Genomic DNA, 24574 nt, shown 5'->3' on the forward strand with positions numbered 1-24574 from the left:
AAGCCGTGAACGATCACGGCTTAACGTCACCGCCGGCGCGAAGCGTGTCGCAGAGCCGACCATTGAGTGGCGCAGACTATACCACCTCAACCGTACATGAACAAATCGCGCCTTCCGCACACATTATCGGGCATACCCGTAATGCATCAGCGCCTGCTTCGCAGCCTCCCGCGCCCAGAGATCGATAGAAAGAACCTCATCGACACTTGCCGGCTCAGGCAATGTCAGTTGCTCAATCACATGCTGGTTAACCGCAGCAATATCGGTAAAACGAATCTGCGCCTGTAAAAATGCAGCCACTGAGATTTCGTTGGCGGCGTTTAGCGACGTCGTCGCGGCCTGCCCATGATTACAGGCGTCGATCGCCAGTTTTAAACACGGATAACGCGCATAATCCGGCGCAGAAAACGTCAGCGCGCCCATCTGACAGAAATCCAGTGTCCTGGCCCCTGACGTGACACGCTCAGGATAAGCCATCGCGTGGGCTATCGGGGTCCGCATATCCGGCGAACCTAACTGCGCCAGCACGCTGCCGTCTCGATAGCGCACCATTGAATGAATGACTGACTGGGGATGAATGATGACTTCCATTTGTTCCGCAGAAGCATTAAACAACCAGCGCGCTTCAATATACTCCAACCCCTTGTTCATCATGGTGGCGGAATCGACGGAAATCTTGCGTCCCATTGACCAGTTCGGGTGCGCACACGCCTGATCGGGCGTCATCTCCGCCAACGCCGATATCGCCGTTTCGCGAAATGGCCCGCCGGAACCGGTCAGGACAATGCGCTCAACACCGTACTGCGCTAATGAAGCGTAGCCTAATTGCCGCTGAATTTGCTCAGGTAAACTCTGAAAAATCGCATTATGTTCACTATCTATCGGCAAAACTCTTGCGTTGCTCTGTGCGACAGCCTCCATAAACAGACGTCCGCAGGTAACCAAAGACTCCTTGTTAGCCAGCAAAACCTGCTTGCCCGCCCGAATCGCCGCCAGTGTCGGCAACAGTCCCGCAGCGCCGACAATCGCCGCCATCACCTGATCGACATCATCCAGCGCAGCCAATTCACAAGCGGCCTGCTGGCCGGATAACACTTCAGTCCGGCATCCATGCCGCGCCAAACTCACGCGTAATTTTTTGGCGGACGTTTCATCCGCCATTGAAGCGTAGGCTGGGCGGAATGTCAGACATTGTTCCAGCATACCCTCGACATTGCGCCCGGCCGACAGCGCTTTAACAGCGAATTTGTCTGGGTGCGCCTGAATAACCGCCAGTGTACTGAGGCCAATAGAACCAGTAGAACCAAGAATTGTCAGTTGCTTCATTGAAGTGCTCTGAATTACTGGATTTGATTACAGAACGGTACACCAATCTGAGACGATTGCCATAAGGCGCCCATACTATCAATAATAAAAGATGATTTACCGCCCAAAGGCGCCGTGTCCGATAAAAACAAAAGCGCCGCGGAAAAGGCGGAATAATAGACTCCCGCCATTCCAGCGACGCTTCTCAGGACGATGAGATTAAAACGCCATCAGTTCCGCTTCTTTCTCTGCCAGCGCGACATCCACTTTCTTGATGAAAGCATCCGTCAATTTCTGAATCTCATCCTGAGCGCGGCGTTCTTCATCTTCGCTGATCGCTTTGTCTTTCAGTTGGGCTTTCAGTTTATCGTTGGCATCACGACGCACGTTGCGCACGGAAACACGGCCTTGTTCAGCTTCGCCGCGCACCACCTTAATCAGATCTTTACGACGTTCTTCCGTCAACGGCGGCAACGGAACACGGATGACCGTACCGGAGGAAGAGGGGTTCAACCCCAGATCGGACGTCATAATCGCTTTCTCGACCGCCGGACCGAGAGTGCGATCAAAGACGGTGATCGCTAGCGTGCGGGAATCTTCCACCACGATATTAGCCAACTGGCGTAGCGGTGTGGCGCTGCCATAGTACTCGACCTGAATACCGTCGAGAATACTGGGTGATGCGCGGCCAGTACGAATTTTGCTGATCTGATTTTTGAAAACCTCTACACATTTTTCCATGCGAGTTTCAGCATCTTTTCTGATTTCATTAATCACGTTGTAACCCTTCAATACTGGTTGCCTGACAGGTCGCGCGCCGCGCGACCCGGTGAATAATTAGCGCCAGCGCAGGCTGGCGATATCTGTCAACAAAACAGGATATTACCTTATTTTTAAGGTTATCCGTTATTACTGATCAACGTCCCTTCTCTCTCACCCATGACCACTCGGCGCAGTGCGCCGGGTTTGTTCATGTTGAACACCCGGATAGGCAAATTATGATCGCGCGCCAGGGTGAAGGCGGCCAGGTCCATGACTTTTAACTCACGCTCCAATACTTCCTGATAGCTTAGTGTTTCATACAGAGTCGCGGCAGGATCTTGCACCGGATCGGCAGAATAGACGCCATCAACTTTCGTCGCTTTCAATACGACATCGGCTTCAATTTCAATGCCGCGCAGACAGGCAGCCGAATCCGTCGTAAAAAAAGGATTCCCCGTACCCGCGGAGAAGATCACCACACGGTTATTGCGCAACAAACTGATGGCCTCAGCCCAGCTATAATTGTCACACACGCCATTGAGCGGGATAGCCGACATCAGGCGAGCGTTCACATAGGCGCGATGCAGCGCGTCACGCATCGCCAGGCCATTCATCACGGTCGCCAGCATTCCCATGTGGTCGCCTACAACACGGTTCATACCCGCTTTCGCCAGACCAGCGCCACGAAATAGGTTGCCGCCGCCGATGACCACGCCGACCTGAATGCCTAACTCAACCAGTTCTTTTACTTCCTGAGCCATGCGATCCAGAATGCTCGCATCGATACCAAAACCTTCGGTTCCCTGTAAAGCTTCGCCACTCAGCTTAAGCAGGATGCGTTGATATACGGGTTTTGCATTGGTTGCCATGGTGTTCTTGTCCTACAGGCTGTCGTCGTATTGGGAATCGTTACTGTCACACTTCACTCCTTCACCGCAAGGTGAACGATTAAGTGTACTGAAATTTTTGGCTGGATAAAAAGGAACCGCCAACTGGCGGCCCCTTTATTTTACGATTAAGACGGCTTACTCATTGCCGCAACTTCAGCAGCAAAGTCAACTTCAGCTTTCTCAATACCTTCACCCACTTCAAAGCGGATGAAGCTGATTACGTCGGCATTGTGCTCTTTCAGCAGAGCGCCAACGGTTTTACTTGGGTCCATCACGAAATGCTGACCGGTCAGAGAGATCTCACCAGTGAATTTACGCATACGGCCTTCAACCATTTTCTCCGCGATTTCACGCGGCTTGCCAGACTGCATCGCGATGTCCAACTGAATCTGGTGCTCACGGGCAACCACATCGGCAGGAACATCTTCAGCTTTGACGTATTCCGGTTTGCTGGCGGCGATGTGCATGGCGATGTGCTTGATCAATTCTTCATCAGCACCCTGTGCTGCGACCATCACGCCGATACGCGCACCGTGCAGGTAAGAACCCAGCACGTCGCCTTCCTGAACAGCGATGCGACGGATATTGATGTTTTCACCAATTTTAGCCACCAGCGCGGTACGCTGTTCTTCAAATTTCGCTTTCAGGGCTTCAACATCGGAAATGCGATCGTTCAGGGCGGCGGCGGCGACTTCCTCACCAAACGCCTTGAAGCCGGCGTCCTTGGCGACAAAATCGGTTTCGCAGTTCAGTTCAACGATGACGCCGTATTTGCCGTCAGTAGAGATCTTAGTCAGGATAACGCCTTCAGCAGCAACGCGGCCTGCTTTCTTGGCGGCTTTCGCCTGGCCGGATTTACGCATGTTGTCGATAGCCAGTTCAATGTCGCCATTCGCTTCAACCAGCGCTTTCTTACATTCCATCATACCTGCGCCAGTACGCTCACGCAGTTCTTTTACCAGAGCAGCGGTAATTTCAGCCATTATCTTTTCCTCGTTTATCTCACGGGGAGATAAGTAAAAAAGGGGCCTTGTCAGGCCCCTCTAACCAACATATGTCAATACCTGGTTAATAAGGGCTCAATGAGCCGGCCTTATTATTCAGCTTCTACTAAGCCTTCTTCCGCCTGCACAGCCAAATCTTGAGAACGGCCTTCGCGAATGGCGGTCGAAACAGCGCTCAGGTACAGGTTAACTGCACGGATTGCGTCATCGTTACCAGGGATAATGAAGTCAACGCCATCTGGATCGGAGTTGGTATCAACGATAGCGAATACCGGGATCCCCAGGTTGTTAGCTTCTTTGATTGCAATGTGTTCATGATCGGCATCAACAACGAACAGCGCGTCCGGCAGGCCGCCCATATCTTTGATACCGCCCAGGCTATTTTCCAGCTTGTCCAGTTCACGAGTGCGCATCAGCGCTTCTTTCTTGGTCAGCTTGTCGAAAGTGCCATCCTGGGACTGAGTCTCCAGATCTTTCAGACGCTTGATTGACTGACGAACCGTTTTCCAGTTAGTCAGCATACCGCCCAACCAACGATGATTCACGAAAAACTGATCACAGCTGTTGGCAGCGTCTTTTACCGCTTCGCTTGCTGCGCGTTTCGTACCAACGAACAGAATTTTACCCTTGCGAGAAGCAATTTTGCTCAGTTCAGCCAGAGCATCGTTGAACATCGGTACAGTTTTCTCAAGGTTGATGATGTGCACTTTATTACGAGCGCCGAAGATGAACGGCTTCATTTTCGGGTTCCAGTAACGAGTCTGGTGACCAAAGTGTGCGCCAGCCTTGAGCATATCGCGCATGGAAACAGTTGCCATGATTACCTCTATTAATTAAGTATGGGGTTATGCCTCCACATGTCCCATTGCGCCGACTCCGCAGGTCGAAAACCGTTGGAGCACCCCGGCGAACGTGCCGACATGTGTGTGTTATATACACAAAGTGAGTTTAGTCGATGCGGTCAAATATCATACAGATATATCCAACCGGATCATCGGCGCGCTTTATACCATAATTCCCCCTGAGACACCAACTTTTGTTGTGTCCCACGCCGCCGCCCGGAATGATAATTTGGCAAGCCAATAGCAGGGCTGATAACATAAGTTATTACTTATCACCGAGCTTAATTTCCTGTGGTTTGCACAGGACTCCTGCGGACAATAATTTTATGGCAATATCAATCAAAACTCCTGAAGACATCGAGAAAATGCGCGTGGCCGGTCGTCTGGCCGCCGAAGTGCTGGATATTATCGAACCCCATATTGTTCCCGGCGTAAGCACTGGGGAACTGGACAGAATCTGCCACGATCATATCGTCAATAAGCAGCACGCCATTTCAGCTTGTCTGGGCTATCATGGTTTTCCGAAATCAGTCTGCATTTCCGTTAACGAAGTGGTTTGCCACGGCATTCCCAGCGATGAAAAAATCCTGAAAGATGGCGATATCGTCAATATTGACGTTACTGTTATCAAAGATGGTTTTCATGGCGACACGTCGAAGATGTTCATTGCGGGTAAACCGACCATTCTGGGCGAACGTCTGTGCCGCATTACCCTGGAAAGTCTGTATCTGGCGTTGAAAATGGTGAGACCGGGCATTCGTCTGCGCACGCTGGGAAAAGAGATCCAGAAGTTTGTTGAAGCGAACAACTTTTCCGTCGTCCGTGAGTATTGCGGACACGGCATCGGCGAAGGATTCCACGAAGAACCGCAGGTCCTGCACTACGATGCGGATGACGGCGGCGTGGTGCTACAGCCTGGCATGGCGTTCACCATTGAACCGATGGTCAACGCCGGCGATTATCGGATTCGCACCATGAAAGATGGTTGGACGGTCAAAACCAAAGATCGTAGCTTGTCGGCGCAATACGAGCATACGATTGTGGTAACCAAAAACGGCTGCGAAATCATGACGTTGAACAAGGATGACACCATCCCCAATATCATCGTGCATCAAGGGTAATGGTAATAGTGGGCCTACGGCGGCCAGCTTTTATGGCGGGCTTTCCCCCGCCCACCTCGCTTCGCGCCTCTGGGCAATGAATTCGGCATTTAACTCGCTCACAGCGATTTGTTACGGGTTGCGCATATGATCCAAAAAAATCCTTCGCCAGATACGCCTGCGCAATCCACCGTGGTTGCACAACCGCCAGCCTCGCCGCTGACTTACCGCGACGACATGCTGGACTGCCAGACGCTGAAACAGCAACTGGAACAATTTCAAAGCTGGTTGGGCAGCGAGTTCACATCTGGCGTCAGCGCGGAAACGCTGATTGATGCCAGAACGCTTTTCATCGATCGCCTGCTGCAACGATTGTGGTTCTACTACGACTTTGAAACCATCGCCCACACCGCCCTGATCGCCGTTGGCGGCTACGGGCGCGGGGAATTGCATCCGCTTTCCGATATCGATGTGCTGTTCCTGAGTCAGGATAAGCTCAGCGAGCAGGAATCACAGCGCGTTGGCCAATTCATTACCCTGATGTGGGATATCAAGCTTGAAGTCGGCCACAGCGTCAGAACGTTGGAAGAGTGCCTGCAAGAAGGCCGTGCCGACATTTCCGTGGCAACCAACCTGATCGAATCCCGCATGATATGCGGCGATGTCGCCTTGTTTCTTAATCTACAAAAACACATTTTCAGCGATACATTTTGGCCGTCATCAGACTTCTTTCCAGCCAAAATCGCCGAGCAACAGGAGCGTCACCAGCGCTACCACGGCACCAGTTACAATCTTGAACCTGATATCAAAAGCAGCCCAGGGGGATTGCGCGACATTCATACCCTGCTGTGGGTGGCGCGCCGTCATTTTGGCGCCACCTCGCTGGATGAGATGGTAGGCTTTGGCTTTTTGACCGAAGCGGAACGCAAAGAACTGAACGAATGTCAGAGCTTTCTGTGGCGCATTCGATTTGCCCTACACCTGATGTTGCCGCGTTACGACAACCGGTTGCTGTTCGACCGACAACTCAACGTCGCGCAATTGCTTCAGTATCAGGGAGAAGGCAATGCCCCGGTCGAACGGATGATGAAAGATTTCTTCCGTATGACGCTGCGCGTCAGCGAGTTGAATCAGATGCTGCTGCAATTGTTTGATGAAGCGATTCTCGCGCTGGAAGCCAATGAAAAGCCGCGTATGATCGATGAGGAGTTTCAACTGCGCGGCAATCTGATCGATCTGGGTGATGAGGCGCTGTTCATCCACAAGCCGGAAGCCATTATGCGCATGTTTTACCTGATGGTGCGCAACCACGATATTACAGGGATTTACTCGACCACGGTGCGTCAGCTTCGTCATGCCCGGCGCCACCTCGCCAGCCCGCTCTGCACCATTCCCGAAGCCCGAAATCTGTTTATGAATATTCTGCGCCATCCCTATGCCGTGAGCCGTGCGCTGCTGCCCATGCATCGTCACAGCGTTCTGTCGGCCTATACGCCGTTGTGGGGAAATATCGTCGGGCAGATGCAGTTTGATTTATTCCATGCCTACACCGTTGACGAACACACCATCCGGGTGCTGCTGAAACTGGAAAGCTTCGCCGATGAGGAAACGCGTCCGCACCATCCGCTATGTGTGGAACTCTACCCGCGTTTACCCCAGCCCGAATTGCTGCTGCTTGCCGCATTGTTTCACGATATCGCCAAAGGACGCGGCGGCGATCACTCAGAACTTGGCGCACAAGATGTGTTCGAATTCGCCGCGCTGCACGGTTTGAACTCACGGGAAGCCCAACTGGTTTCCTGGCTGGTGCGTTGCCACCTGCTCATGTCGGTTACCGCACAGCGTCGGGACATCCAAGACCCCACCGTCATTCAGCAATTTGCCACCGAAGTGCAAAGCGAAACCCGTCTGCGTTATCTGGTTAGCCTGACCGTCGCGGATATCTGTGCGACCAATGAAACCCTGTGGAACAGTTGGAAGCAGAGCCTGTTGCGCGAGCTCTATTTCGCCACGGAAAAACAGTTGCGCCGCGGAATGCAAAATACGCCGGACCTGCGTGAACGCGTACGCCACCATCGTCTGCAAGCGCTGGCGTTGCTGCGTATGGATAATATCGATGAAGAAGCGCTGCATCATATCTGGAGCCGCTGCCGCGCCGATTACTTCCTGCGTCATACACCCAACCAACTGGCGTGGCATGCCCGTCATCTGCTGGAGCACGATGTTAATAAACCACTGGTGCTTATCAGTCACCAGGCAAGCCGCGGCGGTACTGAGATCTTCATCTGGAGCCCGGACAGACCTTACCTGTTCGCGGCGGTGGCAGGAGAACTGGATCGCCGCAATTTGAGCGTGCACGATGCCCAGATTTTTACCAGTCGGGACGGCATGGCGATGGATACCTTTATCGTGTTGGAACCCGACGGCAGCCCGCTGGCGCGGGATCGTCACGAGATGATTCGCCATGCGTTGGAGCAGGCGCTGACGCAGCGTGATTATCAGCACCCACGCGGGCGTCGTCCTTCGCCGAAGTTACGTCATTTCAGCGTCCCGACCGAAGTCAATTTTTTGCCTACGCATACCGATCGACGCAGCTATGTGGAGCTCATCGCACTCGATCAGCCAGGTCTGTTGGCCCGTGTCGGTGAAATTTTCGCCGATCTGAACCTCTCCTTGCACGGCGCCCGTATTTCCACTATTGGTGAGCGGGTAGAAGATTTATTTATCCTCGCCGATAAAGACCGACGGGCTCTCAAACCGGAATTGCGCCTTAAATTGCAAGAACGGTTGACAGAGGCCCTAAACCCAAACGATAAAGTACCATTGAGTTAATTTTCACTATCAGGAAAGAGAAAACAGGATGCACCAACAACTACAAAACGTTATCGAAACTGCTTTCGAGCGCCGCGCCGAGATTACCCCGGCAAGCGTAGACACGGTCACACGCGAAGCGGTTAATCAGGTTATCAGCCTGCTGGATAGCGGCGCGCTGCGTGTCGCGGAAAAAATCGACGGCCAATGGGTCACGCATCAGTGGCTGAAAAAAGCTGTGCTGCTCTCTTTCCGCATTAATGATAACCAGATGATGGAAGGCACGGAAACGCGCTACTATGATAAAGTCCCGATGAAATTCGCTGATTATGATGCGGAACGTTTTCAACGCGAAGGCTTTCGCGTTGTACCGCCAGCCAGTGTGCGTCAAGGGGCCTTTATCGCACGTAATACGGTACTGATGCCTTCTTATGTCAATATCGGCGCTTATGTTGATGAAGGCACCATGGTCGACACCTGGGCCACCGTCGGATCCTGCGCCCAGATTGGTAAAAACGTTCACCTGTCAGGTGGCGTCGGTATCGGCGGTGTTCTGGAACCACTGCAAGCCAACCCGACCATCATCGAAGATAACTGCTTCATCGGCGCCCGTTCTGAAGTCGTTGAAGGCGTGATCGTCGAAGAAGGTTCGGTTATCTCTATGGGCGTGTTTATCGGCCAGAGCACCAAGATTTATGATCGTGAAACAGGCGAAGTTCACTACGGTCGGGTCCCTGCCGGTTCGGTGGTGGTTTCCGGCAACCTGCCGTCCAAAAATGGCAGCTATAGTCTGTACTGCGCCGTGATTGTGAAGAAAGTGGATGCGAAAACCCGCGGTAAAGTGGGCATTAACGAGTTATTGCGCACCATCGACTAATTGAATCTGGCGGGCTATTTAACCCGCCATTTTTACTGTGGTTCAAATAGGGTGGGCTGTCACAGATGGAACGGATCGTTTATCAGTAAAATAAACCGAGTTATCTAAAAACCACTATTTTAAAAACCACTATTTTTAAAAACCATGATTTAAAAAACTATGTTTTAAAAAACAACTATTTTAAAAATAACGAGGTGGCGCTATGTATGACAATCTGAAAAGCCTGGGGATCACCAATCCCGACGATATCGATCGCTATAGCCTGCGCCAGGAGGAAAGCAACGACATTCTGAAAATATACTTCCACAAGGACAAAGGGGAGTTCTTCGCCAAGAGCGTAAAATTTAAGTATCCGCGTCAGCGCAAAACCATCATGGCCGACAACTCAGGGCAGGGTTATAAAGAGATCAACGAAATCAGCCCAAATTTACGTTATGTGATTGATGAACTGGATCAAATCTGCCAACACGAGCAGGTGGAAGTGGATTTGAAGCGCAAGATCCTTGACGATCTGCGCCATCTTGAAAGCGTGGTCTCCAACAAAATCGCCGAGATTGAGGCTGATTTGGAAAAACTGACCAAAAATCGCTAACAGCGTTTTACTCGCCTTGCCGAGAAAACGGGAGCCGTTCGCTCCCGTTTTTCATATTACTGCATCACTGCGCTTCCACCAGCCCCGCCCACTGTTCAACCCACGGGCAGGAGAGCACTTCCGGTTCAGGGTTTTCGATAACATCAATATCCAGAACATCACCCAGGCGTTTGGCGCCGATGTTCTGCAACAGTTCATCAAACTGATGACCGCCGCCGCAAAAATTCTCATAGCTGCTGTCGCCCAGAGCGATTAATCCATAACACAGGTCGGGCTGATAACCGCCTTTCTCGCGCAACGCCACATACAGAGGCGCGATGGAGTCCGGCAACTGCCCCTGCCCCGTCGTGGACGTCACCACCAGCGCATAGCGCCCACGGTACTCAAGCCATTGCTCCAGCGAGGCATCCTCAAAAATCTTCACTTCATGTCCACGTTCTCTGAGGATATTCTCCGCTTCTTCTGCTACCAGAAGTGCATTCCCGTAGACTGTACCGACAAAAATACCAATCTGCGCCATGCTTCCCACTCCCTCTTTATTCAACGCGTGGTTTATTGACTACTGAATCAAACGCCCGCTATCCTGACCCGATGCGCCGGGAAACTCAACCCTTTCAACGTCAGGGAGAATACCCTGCCAGCCAAACTGCGACATCACGCCTTGCCAGGGCGCATCCCAACGGGCCTGCAAATTCAACTGCTCCCCACTCACCGGATGGGGCAAGGTCAATTGGCTGGCATGCAACATCAATCTCCCGCAGGAAAAATGCGCCGCCATCCCACGGTTCTGACGTAAATCGCCATGCGCACTGTCCCCGATAATCGGATGACGAATATGCGACAGATGACGACGCAACTGATGCTTGCGCCCGGTTTGCGGGCTCAATTCCAGCAGGCTGTAACGTGATGTTGGATAACGCCCTATCGCCACGGGCATTTCAGTCTGCGCCAGCACGCGATAATTGCTGACCGCTGGCTGAGGCGCCTTATCAGGGGTGGCGAATTTATCCGCAATTTTATCCAGTTCTTCCGTCAGAGGATAATCAATTACTCCGTCATCCGCTATATAGCCACGCACCACCGCATGATAGATTTTCCGCATCCGATGCAGTTCAAACTGCTGAGACAATGAACGCGCCACTTCGCTGGACAACGCCAGCAACAGTACGCCGGATGTCGGGCGGTCCAGACGATGAACCGTATAGACATGCTGCCCGATCTGATCGCGCAGAGTCTGCATCACCACCACTTTTTCTTTACGATCCAACCAACTGCGGTGCACCAGCCAACCAGCAGGCTTATTGATCGCGACCAGATGCTCATCCTGATAAATGATTTCAAGCATTGCGGTTTTCATCAGCACGATGCTTTTCATCTTCATCCATATCAAAGCCATCTTGCGCATGCTGGATGAACAGCGCATCAAGTTGGTCGATATAGCGCAAAACCGGTTCGATCTCTTCTGGCGCGCCATCCAGCGCTTCTTCGAAATAAGGCGATAGCGCAAATTTTTCAGGCAGTGGCGCTCTGCTATCCAGCAATGCGTGCATACGGGGCAACAGCACCCACTGCAACCATTGGGCTGCCGGCATGGTATCGACGCAGAAAGGTTCAACGCTGTTAAAAGCAGCAGCTTGCGGCGGCGATAATTCCCAGAAAGGGCTGTCTCTTAAGGCACGTTCAAGATCAAATAAAGCCTGACGAACCTGATTCTCAATACTCATGCGGTTTCTCACGACTGAAGCTAGTTCAATTGGCGGCAAAGCATAGCATTGATATCAGTCTCGCCCAATATTCGCGCTTTAGCGTGGCTACAGTACAAAAAAATGGGGGTACTGATCACTCAGTACCCCCTATTCGTTTTATAGCTATCCCGCTAAACCTTTGCATCCCTGCTCATCCATGAAAACTTTTCCTTGATGGTCTTCCTAACCAGCCATCCATGCTGTCGTCCAACTTTCTTCCTGACTTGGCCATCCCTGTATATCATCCATGATCCAATCCTTTTAGGCTCCTGCCCCACCAACACTCCTAATCGGCTCTCAGTCTCCGTCCTGGAGGTGTCCCTGATTTCATCCTGAAAACGGGTTTCATCCTGAAAGAAAGCGGCAAACCAAATACAAGATGAAAAGACCGCCAACTACCGATGATAACCATAACACTCAGTGTTACCGGTAACCAAATTAAGTAATAAGATGTATTAATTGTTAGTATTCAGCAAGAGGTAACTGACAGTCTTTATCGATTAGCTTACAAAAAAATGAAAAGCGTAAAGATAATTACCTGATTAATAGTATAAAAATAAAAAAGAAACCTCACTTTCACACGAAAGATAAGAGATATCGCACAGTAAATGTAAGAGATCTCTTACATCAGGGAAAGTGAAACCCGATTAACCATTAACGTATTTGTGCACGAAGCGCACAAAGAAATTCAGCCAGCGTGGGCGCCACTATCTGATGTCGCGTAGTACCGAACTCTTCCAGCATAACCTGCCCGGAAACATTGCACAGAGAGAGTATCGTCATTTCAGAGTCGGTAGTGGCTAAAAATAGCGTCGGCGATAATTTCAGATGTTTCTGAGTCAATAAATGCCCGATCAGATTTTCCTGCATGCGGATGAAATCGTCTTCACTCCAGACTTGTAACAAGGTATATGAACGCGAATCGAATTGCGCCGCCATGTCCCCTGCATACTGCGCGGTGTAAAAAGCATGAATATCCGGATGCAGACTGATATCCAATGCTCGCTCCACGCCATCCAGCGAGCTAGCGGGCAAAAACGGCTGCGGCAGCCAGTAAACCGTCTCTTCCCCGGTTTCGGTAATGCAGGGCGAAGGTACGCCATATAATGCGTCACTGGCTGGCGGATGACCGGTTCCCTGCTGCCAGAGATCGATATAACGCCGGGTAAATGCCGCCAATGCCTGGGTGACTCCACAATCCATAATTTTTCTCATCATTCTGTTAGTCAGGTTACACTACTCACCATGATATCTTTTTACATCAGGCAACGGCATGTCCATCTATGACAAGCATCAGGCCCTGAGCGCACTGACGCTGGGCAAACCCACACCTTATCACGATCATTATGATGCGGGACTGTTACAACCGGTGCCGCGCAGCCTCAACCGCGAGCCACTCGGTATTTTCCCGGATAGTCAGCCATTTCATGGCGCCGATATCTGGACACTCTACGAACTTTCCTGGCTCAACCCCAACGGCGTGCCTCAGGTGGCCGTGGGTGAAATGCATCTGGATGCAAATAGCCTGAATCTGATTGAGTCTAAAAGCTTCAAACTTTATCTCAACAGTTTTAACCAGACCCAATTTGCCAATTGGGAGGAGGTTCGCACGACCTTGATAAAGGATCTCGGTCAATGTGCGCAAGGTCAGGTCAGCGTCGCACTGTTTAAGCTCAGTGAACTGGAAGGTCAGCCAATCGCCGGATTTGCAGGCGAATGTATCGACGATCAGGATATTCGCATCGATAGCTACGCGTTTAACGCGGATTATCTGGCCGCCGGTTCACAGGGGGGGCGTTCGTCGGCAGAAACGAATCAGATCGTCGAAGAGACGCTGGTCAGCCACCTGTTGAAATCCAACTGCCTTATAACCCATCAACCCGATTGGGGATCGGTGCAGATCCGTTATCGAGGACAACGTATTAACCGGGAAGCGCTTCTGCGCTACATCGTATCATTCCGTCATCATAATGAATTTCACGAGCAATGCGTGGAGCGTATTTTTAACGACCTGATGCGTTATTACCAACCGGAAACACTCAGCGTCTATGCCCGTTACACGCGTCGGGGCGGGTTGGATATCAATCCGTGGCGCAGCAACGGCGCATTCATCGCCCCGAATGGACGGTTGCCGCGTCAATAATTGCGAAACGTTACGCAATATGATGTTTTTGCCCACCGCCATGATTGGAAAAAATGATGGCGGCACGTTAAGGTGAAGTCACGGGAAAGCCAGAGTACTTGTCCCGGCTCATTTAAGCCATCGACGAAATGGCGGATTACACTGCGTTCAAGGAGTAAAATTGATTACACATATCAGCCCATTAGGGTCTATGGATTTGTTATCGCAGTTGGAAGTGGACATGCTGAAAAGCACAGCCAGCAGCGATCTTTACCGTTTGTTCCGTAATTGTTCCCTCGCCGTCTTAAACTCAGGCAGCCAGACGGACAACAGTAAGGAACTGCTTTCACGCTTTGAAAACTTTGACATCAACGTGCTACGGCGCGAACGCGGCGTGAAACTGGAGTTGATCAACCCGCCGGCAGAAGCCTTTGTGGACGGTTATCTCATTCGTTCATTACAGGCCAATCTGTTTGCCGTGCTGCGCGATATTCTGTTTGTTAACGGACAGATAACCAGCGCGGGTCACTATCAGAATCTGAATCTGGAAAACTCAGCGCATATCACTAATCTGGTATTTTCCATTTTACGTAATGCCCGCTCCCTGCATGTCGGCGAAGAGCCGAATATGGTGGTGTGCTGGGGCGGCCATTCCATTAACGAAACCGAATATCTGTATGCCCGTAAAGTCGGCAGCCAGCTTGGTCTGCGTGAACTGAATATCTGCACCGGTTGCGGTCCCGGCGCGATGGAAGCGCCGATGAAAGGCGCTGCTGTCGGACACGCGCAGCAACGCTACAAAGATGGCCGGTTTATCGGGATGACGGAGCCCTCCATTATTGCGGCCGAGCCACCGAATCCGCTGGTGAATGAACTGATTATCATGCCGGATATTGAGAAACGCCTGGAAGCGTTTGTTCGTATCGGACACGGCATCATCATTTTTCCCGGCGGGGTGGGAACCGCGGAAGAATTCCTTTATCTGCTAGGCATTATGATGAACCCGGAAAACAGCGAGCAAGTGCTGCCGATTATCCTGACCGGCCCGCAAGAAAGCGCCGATTATTTCCGCGTACTGGACGAATTTATTGTCGGCACGTTGGGACGTCAGGCCCGCCGCTACTACTCCATTATCATTAATGACGCGGCGGAAGTGGCGCATCAAATGAAGAAATCGATGCCGCTGGTCAAAGAAAGCCGCAGACACACAGGCGATGCCTATAGCTTTAACTGGTCACTGCGGATTGCACCGGACTTGCAGATGCCTTTCGAGCCCACACATGAAAACATGGCTAACCTGAATCTGCATCTCGATCAGCCGGCGGAAGAACTGGCAGCAGCGTTGCGCCGGGCGTTTTCAGGCATCGTGGCGGGGAACGTCAAAGAAGTGGGGATCAAGGCAATAGAGGATCAAGGGCCTTATAAGATCCACGGCGATACGGCGCTCATGAAGAGCATGGACAAACTGCTACAGGGATTTGTCGCGCAACAACGCATGAAGCTTCCCGGCAGCGCATACATTCCTTGCTACGAGATCTGCGCTTAACGCTACTGCGCCTCTAGCGTCGTCGAAGAGCAATCGGGTTGGCTTTTACAACGCGCAATCCGATTCATCATCACCAATGGGGAAGCCACCCTTCCCCCTACAAACGCCATCAGGAAGTTCGTTATGCCTGTCCATCTGCTGATTGTCGATGCGCTTAATTTGATCCGCCGCATTCATGCGGTTCAGGGTTCCCCGTGCGTACCGGCCTGCCAACATGCGTTGCATCAGTTATTGCAACACAGCCAGCCGACCCACGCCGTTGCGGTCTTTGACGACGAAGAACGCGATACCAGTTGGCGACATCAGATTTTACCTGACTACAAAGCCGGACGCCCCCCAATGCCTGAAGATCTCAAACAGGAACTGCCGCAGATCAAAGCCGCGTTTGCCGAAATGGGTGTAGTCAGTTGGCACTCGCCGGGCAATGAAGCCGACGATCTGGCCGCGACATTGGCAACCAAGGTGGCGGCTTCCGGACATCAGGCGACAATCGTGTCAACGGATAAAGGCTACTGTCAGCTACTGGCGCCAACCATCCAGATCCGTGATTACTTTCAGAAACGCTGGTTGGATTTACCTTTCGTTGAGCAGGAGTTTGGCGTGTTGCCGCAACAGCTTACCGATTATTGGGGACTGGCGGGCATCGGCAGCAGCAAAATCCCTGGCGTCAGCGGTATCGGCCCCAAAAGTGCCGTCCAGTTATTGCAACAGGCCGGTAGTCTGGAAACGCTGTATCAGGATCTGGCGAGTGTACCGGAGAAATGGCGAAACAAGCTTGAACAACAGCGGGAAATGGCGTTTATCAGCCGCCGAGTCTCAACCCTCAGCACGGATTTGGCGCTGAATGGCAATCTGCAACAGTTAAGGTTGCCGCTGACAGATCGCCCATGAAAACATATTCTAGCGCTCGTCGCGGCGTCCCGGCACCGCGGCCCAGAAGCGCCGCGCATGCACCGTCACTTCTTCACGATCGTGGTATAACTGTTTGGCGCGCACTTGTGCATTGATGCCGCTCTGGGCCAGCCGTTCATTAAGTAAAGCCAGATTCTGCGAAACTTCCTCATAACGCTTTTTCATCGGCAGTTTCAGATTGAATATCGCCTCGCGGCACCAGCCTTTTACCAACCAGTCGGCAACCAGACTGGTGACCTTGGCCGGTTTTTCCACCATGTCGCATACCAGCCAGTAAACGTTGCTACGCGGCGGTTCAAAACGGAAACCGTCGGCCTGATGATGCATAACCTGTCCGGTGTCCATCAAACTGGGTGCCATCGGGCCATTATCCACGGCGTGCACCATCATGCTGCGTTTCACCAGTTGATAAGTCCAGCCACCGGGACATGCGCCCAGATCAACCGCATACATCCCGCTGGCAAGCCGCTCATCCCATTCATCCGCCGGGATGAAAACATGGAAAGCCTCTTCCAGTTTCAACGTCGAGCGGCTAGGCGAATCTGACGGAAACTTAAGACGAGGGATCCCCATATAGAACGGTGAATGGTTAAAGCTGTAAGAGTAACCGACATAACAGCAACCGGGCGCGATAAACAGCACATGCAACACAGGGCGGTCAGCTTTCTCATACCCCAACAGGATCTTGTTCTCGCGCAGCGCCGCACGCAACGGCACGGTAAACTTGCGGCAGAACTTCATCAGTTCCTTGCTTTCATTGGTGTCCGGGACTTCGACGCGCAATTCGCCGGCCCCCTCAATCGCCCCCGTCAACATGCCGACAATCGGCGTAATGCGATCTTCCGGCGGCAGGTCGCGCAGCAACTCACCGCTAACGAACATCTGACGCGCGAAAATCAGTTCATGAAACGGCAATTCTTTTATCAGTCGTTCAGCATCTTCATGCTGATAGCATTCAAAAATCACATAGCCGCTGTTTTCTTTTACTCTGGCAAAACCATAAGCATTATAGTGCGTTGCTTTTTCCGTTATTTCCGCCGCACACTCTTTTTCAAACCCCGGACGACAGTACAGAATAACTTTATTCATGGCGTTCAGCCTTTCTCTTCAGGCGCAATGCGCCAACCAACATTAATAACCAGCCAACCAGAAAACAGAATCCGCCAATCGGCGTGACATAAACCCAAAGCTTTAGATGCGAAAGCGCCAGACAGTATAAACTGCCGCTGAACAACACGGTTCCGAGGGCTAGAAGGACGCTACTCCAGTAAAACCAGAGATTAGTGCGCTGATACATGGTGACGGACAATGCCAGGATAGCCAGCGTATGAAATGCCTGATATTCCAACCCGGTTTGCAGCCAGGCGAGTTCGGTCGGTCCCAGGGTTTTGCTTAACACATGGCTGCCAAATGCCCCCAGCGCGACAAAAACAAAACCGCTGACGGCGGAAAACACCAGCATGAAACGACTATTCATCGTTGTTATCCAATAAAATCATCTGTGAATATCTGAGGCGCAATAACCTTCGCCTCAGCGTGTAGTGTTATCATAGCGGAAACAAAATTTTTCCTGCTCGCTGGCGGCACGAGCCAGTATCCAGTGACGGAAGGCGGCTATTTTACCCAGTTCCGCCTGACTGTCATGACATACCAGATAAAAAGCATTTTTACTGACCAAAACATCGTTGAACGGACAGACCAGCCGCCCGGCCTCAATTTCGGTCTGCGCCATGACGTTATTGGCCAGCGCCACGCCCTGACCGTGAATGGCCGCCTGGAGCACCATCGCGCTATGACTGAAAATCGGCCCCTGCTGGACATTAATCTGCACGCCAAGCTGACGCGTATAGGCCAGCCAGTCACGGCGCGACGCATCATGCAGTAAGGTATGCGCCGCCAGATCGTTTGGCGTTTTCAACGGATGGTTGCCCGTCAACAACACCGGCGAACAGACCGGCAAAAGGTATTCGGCATACAATTTTTCTACCCGCAATCCCGGCCAGTTGCCACGGCCATAGAAAATGGCGACGTCCACATCGTCCGATAGCCGGTCTTCATCCCGATCAACAGCCTGGATCCGCACATCAATCCCCGGATAGTCGGAATTAAAACTCGATAACCGGGGAACCAGCCAGTGAATGGCAAAGCTGGGAAGCAGGCTGACCGTCAGCGCGCCTTTGGCGCTGCGCGACTGCAATTTTCGCGTGGCGTCATTAAGCGATGAGAAAATTTCCTTAATATCAAGGTAATAACTCTGACCTTCTTCCGTCAGCAGCAGCGAACGGTTACGGCGGCGAAACAACTTAAGCCCCAGAAAATCTTCAAGCGACTTGATCTGATGACTGACCGCGGCCTGGGTAACGAACAACTCCTCCGCCGCTTTAGTAAAACTGAGGTGACGGGCGGCGGCATCAAATACACGCAAAGCATTAAGCGGAGGCAGACGTTTCGACATGGATGAAATTCTTTTATTTACCGGTAAATAGCACAGTTAATCCGTGTATTTAACCATTAGTTTTTATAATCCGAGGCATTATAATTTGTCCGTTGAGGATGTACCAGCAAATACCTATATTAGCGCAACTTCCTGAGCCGGAACGAAAAGTGCGGAGGGGTGACCTGAGGTGCTTTTGGCTTGTGGTTGTGATGTTGTGTTTGCTATTTACTGTCTGCTTTTCAGACGCGGTAGCGAGTCTACCTTATTTCACTTATTGTACAATTACCCTGTCTGTCCAAAGTGATTTTTATATGTAGCACCGCGATCGCGGTGCTTTTTTTATACGTGAATGTTATCTGCATATCCCAGGATGGCGGCGATCATGATTACTTCGCTTCAACCATCTCCCGCACATTATCACGGCTGATCTGCTGATTCTGACCATAAGCATCGGTATAACTGATCATACCGGTTTCATTATCCACTTTAGGCTTACCATCAGCGACGATAGTGCGTCCGTCATTGGTATGCATGACGTAATTACTGGAACAGCCTGCCAGAGAAAAGGCCAATACCACAGCGGCGAAAATAGAGATTTTATTCTTCATCGTTAACTCCATGTGAATTAAAATGTCTTTTTGTTGACTATATACATAAGGAAATACTAAAACTTAACATTTTAAAGCTTAGCAAGCTTTCACCGCTTTTCCATAAAGTCGTATTAAGTATAGTCTTAAACTTGTTTCCCCCGGCAAAATGGGACAGGATCTGGCTCGCCAAAAGAGGACGATCATGACACCGTTTAACGCCACAATGTTTCGCCAGCAGTTCCCCGCGCTCAGGGATGCCGCCGTCTATCTGGACAGCGCGGCCACCACCCTGAAACCACAGCCCGTCATTGATGCCGTACAGCAGTTTTACAGTACCGAAAACGCGACGGTTCACCGCAGTCAGCATCAAGCGGCGCGTGCGTTGACGCAACGTTTTGAGCATACGCGGGAACAGGTGGCGGCCCTTCTGCATGCGCAAGATCCTCGCGCCATTGTCTGGACGAAAGGCACCACGGAAGCGATCAATCTGGTTGCCCAAAGCTATGCCCGTCCGCGTCTGCAACCGGGTGACGAAATCATAGTCAGCGAAGCGGAACACCATGCCAATTTGATTCCCTGGTTGATGGTGGCGCAACAGACCGGCGCACGCGTGATAAAACTGCCCATCGGCGCGGATTGGCTGCCGGAAATCGCTCAGCTTGCCGATTTACTGACGCCGAAAACCCGGTTGCTGGCATTGGGACAGATGTCCAACGTCACGGGCGGTCAGCCCGATCTGGCCAAAAAGCCATTCAGCTTGCCCATCAGTACGGCGCGGTGGTTATGGTCGATGGCGCACAGGGCATGGCGCACTGTCCACCTGACGTTCAGGCGTTGGATTTTGATTTTTATGCGTTTTCCGCACATAAGTTGTATGCGCCGACCGGGTTGGGCGTGCTATACGGGAAAACCGCACTGCTGGAGCAGATGGCTCCCTGGCAAGGCGGCGGCAAGATGATGAGCCATGTCTCTTTTGACGGATTTACGCCGCAGACGATCCCTTATCGGTTTGAAGCCGGTACGCCGCATATCGGCGGGGTACTTGGCCTGTCTGCGGCCATGGACTGGTTGTCAGAACTGGACTGGCGGGGGGCGGAGCAGTATAGCCAGGATCTGGCGGGACTTGCAGAAGCCCAGTTAGCGCGGTTCCCAGGCTTTCGTAGTTTCCGCTGTGCCAATGCCAGCCTGTTGTCCTTCGAGTTTGCGGGCGTCCATCCTAGCGATCTGGTAACGTTACTGGCGGAAAGCGGCATTGCGCTGCGAGCGGGCCATCATTGCGCGCAACCGCTGATGGCGACGTTGGGTATCAACGGCACGCTACGCGCCTCGTTTGCGCCCTATAATAATGAGCAGGATGTCGCCTCGTTCATCACGGCGATGGGCAATGAGCTTGAACTTCTTGCAGATTAACGGACACCATGCGCCATGACCGACACGACAAACACCGCTCACCCTTTTGGACATCAAATCCGCGCAACAGATTTGCAGGCGCGTTTCGCTGCCTGCCGGTCATGGGAAGAGCGCTACCGGCAGTTGATTTTACTGGCGAAAGACTTGCCTCCCCTGCCGCAAGCGCTGAAAGACGATGCTATTTCACTGTCAGGGTGTGAAAACCGTGTCTGGTTGGGCTATCAGCTTCAGGCAGACGGCACGTTGCACTTTTACGGCGACAGTGATGGACGTATTGTTCGCGGTTTACTCGCCGTGTTGCTTACCGCCGCTGAAGGAAAAACGGCTGAGGTTTTATTACAGGAGGATCCGCTGGCGCTGTTTGAACAGTTGGGGCTACACGCTCAACTCAGCGCCTCGCGTTCAAGCGGTCTGGCCGCGCTATCGGCCAAGATCAGGAGCATCGCAGGATTAGTCGCCGCGGGAGAGTAATAACGCGTCGAATAATGCGTCACACAATTAGCGATACGCGGTTTCCCGCGCCATCTTCGCCATCATCTTTTTCAACACATGTGAAACCGCCACAAAACCAAACGTGGCGGTCACCATCGTCGCGGCGCCAAAACCTGAAGCGCAGTCCATGCGCATGACGCCTTCGGCGGTGTTGCGGGACGCACATACCGAACCATCAGGCTGCGGGTAGACCAGCGGTTTGCTGGAAAACACGCAATCAATTCCCAGTTTTCCTTTGCTGTTTTTCACCACGTTGAAGTCGTGCTTTAAACGCTCACGCAGCTTGGCGGCTAACGGGTCCTGAATGGTTTTCGCCAGATCCGCCACTTCTATACGCGTCGGATCAATTTGCCCGCCCGCGCCGCCGGTCGTGACCACCGGGATTTTATAGCGCCGGCAGTATGACAGCAGCGCGGCTTTGGGACGCACGCTATCAATCGCGTCAATGACATAGCTGAAATTGCGGTCGAGTAATTCCGCCACATTTTCGGCACTTATGAAATCATCCACGCAGCTAACCTGACATTCCGGGTTAATCGCCAGAATGCGTTGCGCCATCACTTCCGTTTTTGACTGTCCGGTATGCTGGCGCAGCGCATGGATCTGTCGGTTGGTGTTGCTGACGCATACGTCATCCATGTCAATCAGTGTGATTGCGCCGATACCGGTGCGCGCCAGGGCTTCCGCCGCCCATGAGCCCACGCCGCCGATGCCGATCACACAGACATGTGCCTGGGAAAACAGCGCCAGCGCCTGCTGACCATATAACCGCGCGGTGCCGCCGAAACGTTGTAAATAGGCTTCGGATAATTGCGTACTCATGACAACCAACCTTCACTCAAGGAAAATAAACGCGCCACAGGATAGCGCTAAACCCGCACCACATCCACCAGACAACTCATGGCATTCGGGCCCTGAGTCAGTGGAGAAGTGCCGATATCCAACGTCAGTACGTTCGCATTCCCGGATTGCTCCACCGGATGCCATTGCTGACGACCAAACCCCGGTTCAAACCAGGCGCCGGTGGACATAATCACCACCCCCCGGCGTTACGCCGTCGGTAATCTGCACGCCAGCCAAAATACGTCCGCGATCGTTCCTGACTTCCACTTGGGAACGATCGGTGATCGCGCGCGCCGCCGCATCCTGCGGATGCATATACAGCGTTTCCTTGCCTGCGGTTTTATTGGCCGCAACCTGCGGCGTCGCCGCCAGTTGGCTATGCAGTCGATCGGCGGGCTGGATAGAAATAAAGTGCAGCGGCCATGTTTTGCTCGCCGGCGCGCCCAGCCATTCCACTGGCGGACGCCATTCAGGATGCGGGGCGAAATCGGGATAGTTATACCCGGCGATAGTCGAACTGAACAATTCGATCTTACCGCTTGCTGTTTGCAACGCATGCTGCTGCGGATCGCGCCGGAAATCTTCAAAGAACACAAACGGCTGCTCATCCATCGGGATCTCGACATGCCCTTGCCGCCAGAACGCATCAAATGACGGCCAGGATTGCCCCGCCTCTTTCTGTCTGGCACGGCACTCATCATAAAGCGTTTCCAGCCATTGCCGCTCGTTGCGATTCTGCGTGAACATCTCCCGATAGCCCAGCCGCTCGGCCAGTTCACTAAAGATATCAACGTCATGACGGGCCTGATGCTGCGGCGCAATCGCCTGATGCATGGCAAAAATGAACCGATCGCGCGACGAACCGCCGATATCATTACGTTCCAGTGAGGTGGTTACCGGCAGAACGATATCCGCCATCTGCGCCGCTGGCGTCCAGACGATATCCTGAACGATGACCGTGTCCGGCTTGCGCCAGCCTTCCACCAACCGATTCAACTGTTGGTGGTGATGGAAAGGATTGCCCCCGGCCCAGTGAATCAGATGAATATCAGGATAGGTGTGCGTTTCTCCCTGAAATGTATAGGGTTCGCCCGGCTTCAATAGCATGTCGGCGATGCGCGCGACCGGGATCGTCCGCCCCGCATTCGGGTAGGCGGGCGATGCGGGCGCGGGTGTAGCAATACGCTCGTTGCCGACACTGTTCATGGAGCCATGTCCGAACGAGAAACCGCCGCCCGGTAAACCAACCTGTCCCAGCATGGAAGAGAGCGCAATCATCATCCAGTAAGGCTGCTCGCCGCGGTGCGCGCGCTGCACCGAATAGGAGCAGGTAATAAAACTGCGCATGCCGATAAGCTGTCGCGCCAAACGCTGGATACGCACCGCCGGAATGCCGGTAATGGCGCTGGCCCAATCCGCGGTTTTAGCAATACCGTCGCCGCGTCCTTGCAGGTAATCCGTCAGTTGCTCGTAGCCCACGCAGTAGCGTTGCAAAAATGCTTTATCGTCCGCGCCCAGTCGCTGAATTTCATATCCCAGCGCCAACATCAACGCCACATCGGTATTCGGGCGAATGGGTATCCATTCGGCGTTGACAAACGCAGGACAATCATCGCGCATCGGGCTGACGTTTATCACCGGAATGCCTTTCTCCACCAGCTTCTCCAGTGCTGGCCGGAGCGTATGATGTCCGGCGCCGCCGGAGGCGACCTGGGCGTTTTTCAGCGCCAGACCACCAAAAGCGAGGAAAATCTCACAATGCTCGGCGACGCTGCGCCATTCCGTCACTTTGCCGGTCAGGGGATGAAATGTGCCAATGACATACGGCAGGAAAAACTGCGCGGCGCCCCAACTATAGTTGCCGGCTTGATCGACCGCGCCGCCGCCGGAAAAGTAAAAGCGCCGTACCTGCGAACGGGCATGATGGAAACGTCCGGCGGAAGACCAACCATAAGAGCCGGCAAACAGCCCGTCGGCGCCGTATTGATCGCGCACGCGGCGGTTCTCCGTGGCGACCAAATCCAGCGCCACATCCCAGTCGACCTCGACAAAATCTTCCCTGCCCCGTAGCGTGCGATCGCTGTTCTCACGCTTTTGCAGCCACGAACGGCGCACCGCGGGACGCCGGATCCGACGTTCGGAATAGACCAGCGGCACAATTGAGTCGAGCATGGCGGAAGGAGAAGGATCATCGGCAAAAGGTTCACAGCGAATCAATTTTCCATCCTCAACGACGACGGTAAACGCGCCCCAATGCGCAAGATGTGGATAACGCTTAATCGACATGACAACCT

Annotated in this window: 22 protein-coding genes and 2 pseudogenes; 9 read left to right on the top strand and 15 right to left on the bottom strand. The window is 52.7% G+C overall.

The window, feature by feature from the left end; translation table 11 throughout:
* Nucleotides 1-123: 123 nt before the first annotated feature.
* The 5 genes from ispC to rpsB all read right to left on the bottom strand — a co-directional run bounded on the left by ispC (nt 124) and on the right by rpsB (nt 4779).
* A complete protein-coding gene (gene ispC, locus DES54_RS05185) occupies nt 124-1326 on the bottom strand; it encodes a 1-deoxy-D-xylulose-5-phosphate reductoisomerase (RefSeq protein WP_113865539.1) in 1203 nt (400 codons plus the stop codon).
* Nucleotides 1327-1524: 198 nt separating this feature from the next.
* Nucleotides 1525-2082, bottom strand: a complete 558-nt coding sequence (gene frr, locus DES54_RS05190) for a ribosome recycling factor (protein WP_113865598.1) — start codon at nt 2080-2082, stop codon at nt 1525-1527.
* Nucleotides 2083-2204: 122 nt separating this feature from the next.
* Nucleotides 2205-2936, bottom strand: coding sequence for a UMP kinase (gene pyrH / locus DES54_RS05195; protein WP_113865540.1), 732 nt, complete (start codon nt 2934-2936; stop codon nt 2205-2207).
* 146 nt (nt 2937-3082) lie between these two features.
* The gene (gene tsf / locus DES54_RS05200) at nt 3083-3940 is read right to left on the bottom strand and encodes a translation elongation factor Ts (RefSeq protein ID WP_113865541.1); all 858 of its coding nucleotides are present in this window, start codon (nt 3938-3940) and stop codon (nt 3083-3085) included.
* Between the two features lie 113 nt (nt 3941-4053).
* The gene (gene rpsB / locus DES54_RS05205) at nt 4054-4779 is read right to left on the bottom strand and encodes a 30S ribosomal protein S2 (protein ID WP_113865542.1); all 726 of its coding nucleotides are present in this window, start codon (nt 4777-4779) and stop codon (nt 4054-4056) included.
* A gap of 350 nt (nt 4780-5129) precedes the next feature.
* Between rpsB and map the strand changes: the two genes are divergently transcribed.
* From map to DES54_RS05225, 4 genes are all read left to right on the top strand, one after another.
* A complete protein-coding gene (gene map / locus DES54_RS05210) occupies nt 5130-5924 on the top strand; it encodes a type I methionyl aminopeptidase (protein ID WP_113865543.1) in 795 nt (264 codons plus the stop codon).
* Between the two features lie 126 nt (nt 5925-6050).
* Nucleotides 6051-8735 carry a bifunctional uridylyltransferase/uridylyl-removing protein GlnD gene (gene glnD, locus DES54_RS05215; protein ID WP_113865544.1) on the top strand — a complete coding sequence of 895 codons (2685 nt, stop codon included), beginning with the start codon at nt 6051-6053 and terminating at the stop codon, nt 8733-8735.
* Nucleotides 8736-8763: 28 nt separating this feature from the next.
* The gene (gene dapD, locus DES54_RS05220) at nt 8764-9591 is read left to right on the top strand and encodes a 2,3,4,5-tetrahydropyridine-2,6-dicarboxylate N-succinyltransferase (RefSeq protein WP_113865545.1); all 828 of its coding nucleotides are present in this window, start codon (nt 8764-8766) and stop codon (nt 9589-9591) included.
* Nucleotides 9592-9793: 202 nt separating this feature from the next.
* Nucleotides 9794-10183 carry a DUF3461 family protein gene (locus DES54_RS05225; RefSeq protein WP_113865546.1) on the top strand — a complete coding sequence of 130 codons (390 nt, stop codon included), beginning with the start codon at nt 9794-9796 and terminating at the stop codon, nt 10181-10183.
* A 64-nt stretch (nt 10184-10247) separates the two neighbouring features.
* Here the strand turns inward: DES54_RS05225 and DES54_RS05230 are convergent, their stop codons facing one another.
* From DES54_RS05230 to syd, 4 genes are all read right to left on the bottom strand, one after another.
* Nucleotides 10248-10703: a flavodoxin gene (locus DES54_RS05230; RefSeq protein ID WP_113865547.1), complete on the bottom strand. Its 456-nt coding sequence runs from the start codon at nt 10701-10703 to the stop codon at nt 10248-10250.
* 39 nt (nt 10704-10742) lie between these two features.
* Nucleotides 10743-11528: a tRNA pseudouridine(65) synthase TruC gene (truC, locus tag DES54_RS05235; RefSeq protein ID WP_113865599.1), complete on the bottom strand. Its 786-nt coding sequence runs from the start codon at nt 11526-11528 to the stop codon at nt 10743-10745.
* Nucleotides 11521-11907 carry a YqcC family protein gene (locus DES54_RS05240; protein WP_113865548.1) on the bottom strand — a complete coding sequence of 129 codons (387 nt, stop codon included), beginning with the start codon at nt 11905-11907 and terminating at the stop codon, nt 11521-11523. Before DES54_RS05240 ends, truC begins: the two co-directional genes overlap by 8 nt.
* Nucleotides 11908-12582: 675 nt before the next feature.
* Nucleotides 12583-13131, bottom strand: coding sequence for a SecY-interacting protein (gene syd, locus DES54_RS05250; protein WP_113865550.1), 549 nt, complete (start codon nt 13129-13131; stop codon nt 12583-12585).
* 70 nt (nt 13132-13201) lie between these two features.
* Between syd and queF the strand changes: the two genes are divergently transcribed.
* From queF to xni, 3 genes are all read left to right on the top strand, one after another.
* Complete coding sequence (gene queF, locus DES54_RS05255; protein ID WP_113865551.1) at nt 13202-14071, top strand: NADPH-dependent 7-cyano-7-deazaguanine reductase QueF; 870 nt, start codon at nt 13202-13204, stop codon at nt 14069-14071.
* Between the two features lie 160 nt (nt 14072-14231).
* On the top strand, nt 14232-15596 hold the full coding sequence (ppnN, locus tag DES54_RS05260) for a nucleotide 5'-monophosphate nucleosidase PpnN (protein ID WP_113865552.1): 1365 nt from the start codon (nt 14232-14234) through the stop codon (nt 15594-15596).
* A gap of 123 nt (nt 15597-15719) precedes the next feature.
* Nucleotides 15720-16487 (top strand): flap endonuclease Xni, encoded by a 768-nt coding sequence (xni, locus tag DES54_RS05265; RefSeq protein ID WP_113865553.1) that lies wholly within the window; start codon nt 15720-15722, stop codon nt 16485-16487.
* A 9-nt stretch (nt 16488-16496) separates the two neighbouring features.
* Here xni and rlmM read toward each other — a convergent pair whose 3' ends face one another.
* From rlmM to DES54_RS05285, 4 genes are all read right to left on the bottom strand, one after another.
* Complete coding sequence (rlmM, locus tag DES54_RS05270) at nt 16497-17597, bottom strand: 23S rRNA (cytidine(2498)-2'-O)-methyltransferase RlmM (RefSeq protein ID WP_113865554.1); 1101 nt, start codon at nt 17595-17597, stop codon at nt 16497-16499.
* On the bottom strand, nt 17590-17985 hold the full coding sequence (locus tag DES54_RS05275) for a DUF423 domain-containing protein (RefSeq protein WP_113865555.1): 396 nt from the start codon (nt 17983-17985) through the stop codon (nt 17590-17592). The genes rlmM and DES54_RS05275 overlap by 8 nt, the downstream gene beginning before the upstream one ends.
* Nucleotides 17986-18039: 54 nt before the next feature.
* Nucleotides 18040-18963 (bottom strand): transcriptional regulator GcvA, encoded by a 924-nt coding sequence (locus DES54_RS05280; RefSeq protein ID WP_113865556.1) that lies wholly within the window; start codon nt 18961-18963, stop codon nt 18040-18042.
* A gap of 368 nt (nt 18964-19331) precedes the next feature.
* Nucleotides 19332-19553: a YgdI/YgdR family lipoprotein gene (locus tag DES54_RS05285; RefSeq protein WP_113865557.1), complete on the bottom strand. Its 222-nt coding sequence runs from the start codon at nt 19551-19553 to the stop codon at nt 19332-19334.
* A gap of 184 nt (nt 19554-19737) precedes the next feature.
* Here DES54_RS05285 and csdA point away from each other — a divergent pair.
* Both csdA and csdE read left to right on the top strand, forming a co-directional pair.
* Nucleotides 19738-20945: pseudogene (csdA, locus tag DES54_RS05290) on the top strand (cysteine desulfurase CsdA).
* A gap of 15 nt (nt 20946-20960) precedes the next feature.
* Nucleotides 20961-21416, top strand: coding sequence for a cysteine desulfurase sulfur acceptor subunit CsdE (gene csdE / locus DES54_RS05295; protein ID WP_113865558.1), 456 nt, complete (start codon nt 20961-20963; stop codon nt 21414-21416).
* Nucleotides 21417-21443: 27 nt separating this feature from the next.
* On the opposite strand, the gene tcdA is transcribed toward csdE, so the two are convergent.
* Nucleotides 21444-22259, bottom strand: a complete 816-nt coding sequence (gene tcdA / locus DES54_RS05300; RefSeq protein WP_113865559.1) for a tRNA cyclic N6-threonylcarbamoyladenosine(37) synthase TcdA — start codon at nt 22257-22259, stop codon at nt 21444-21446.
* Between the two features lie 47 nt (nt 22260-22306).
* Nucleotides 22307-24566: pseudogene (locus DES54_RS05305) on the bottom strand (molybdopterin-dependent oxidoreductase).
* Between the last annotated feature and the right edge of the window lie 8 nt (nt 24567-24574).

The sequence above is a fragment of the Brenneria salicis ATCC 15712 = DSM 30166 genome, assembly GCF_003315515.1.
GTDB classification, from domain to species: Bacteria; Pseudomonadota; Gammaproteobacteria; order Enterobacterales; family Enterobacteriaceae; genus Brenneria; species Brenneria salicis.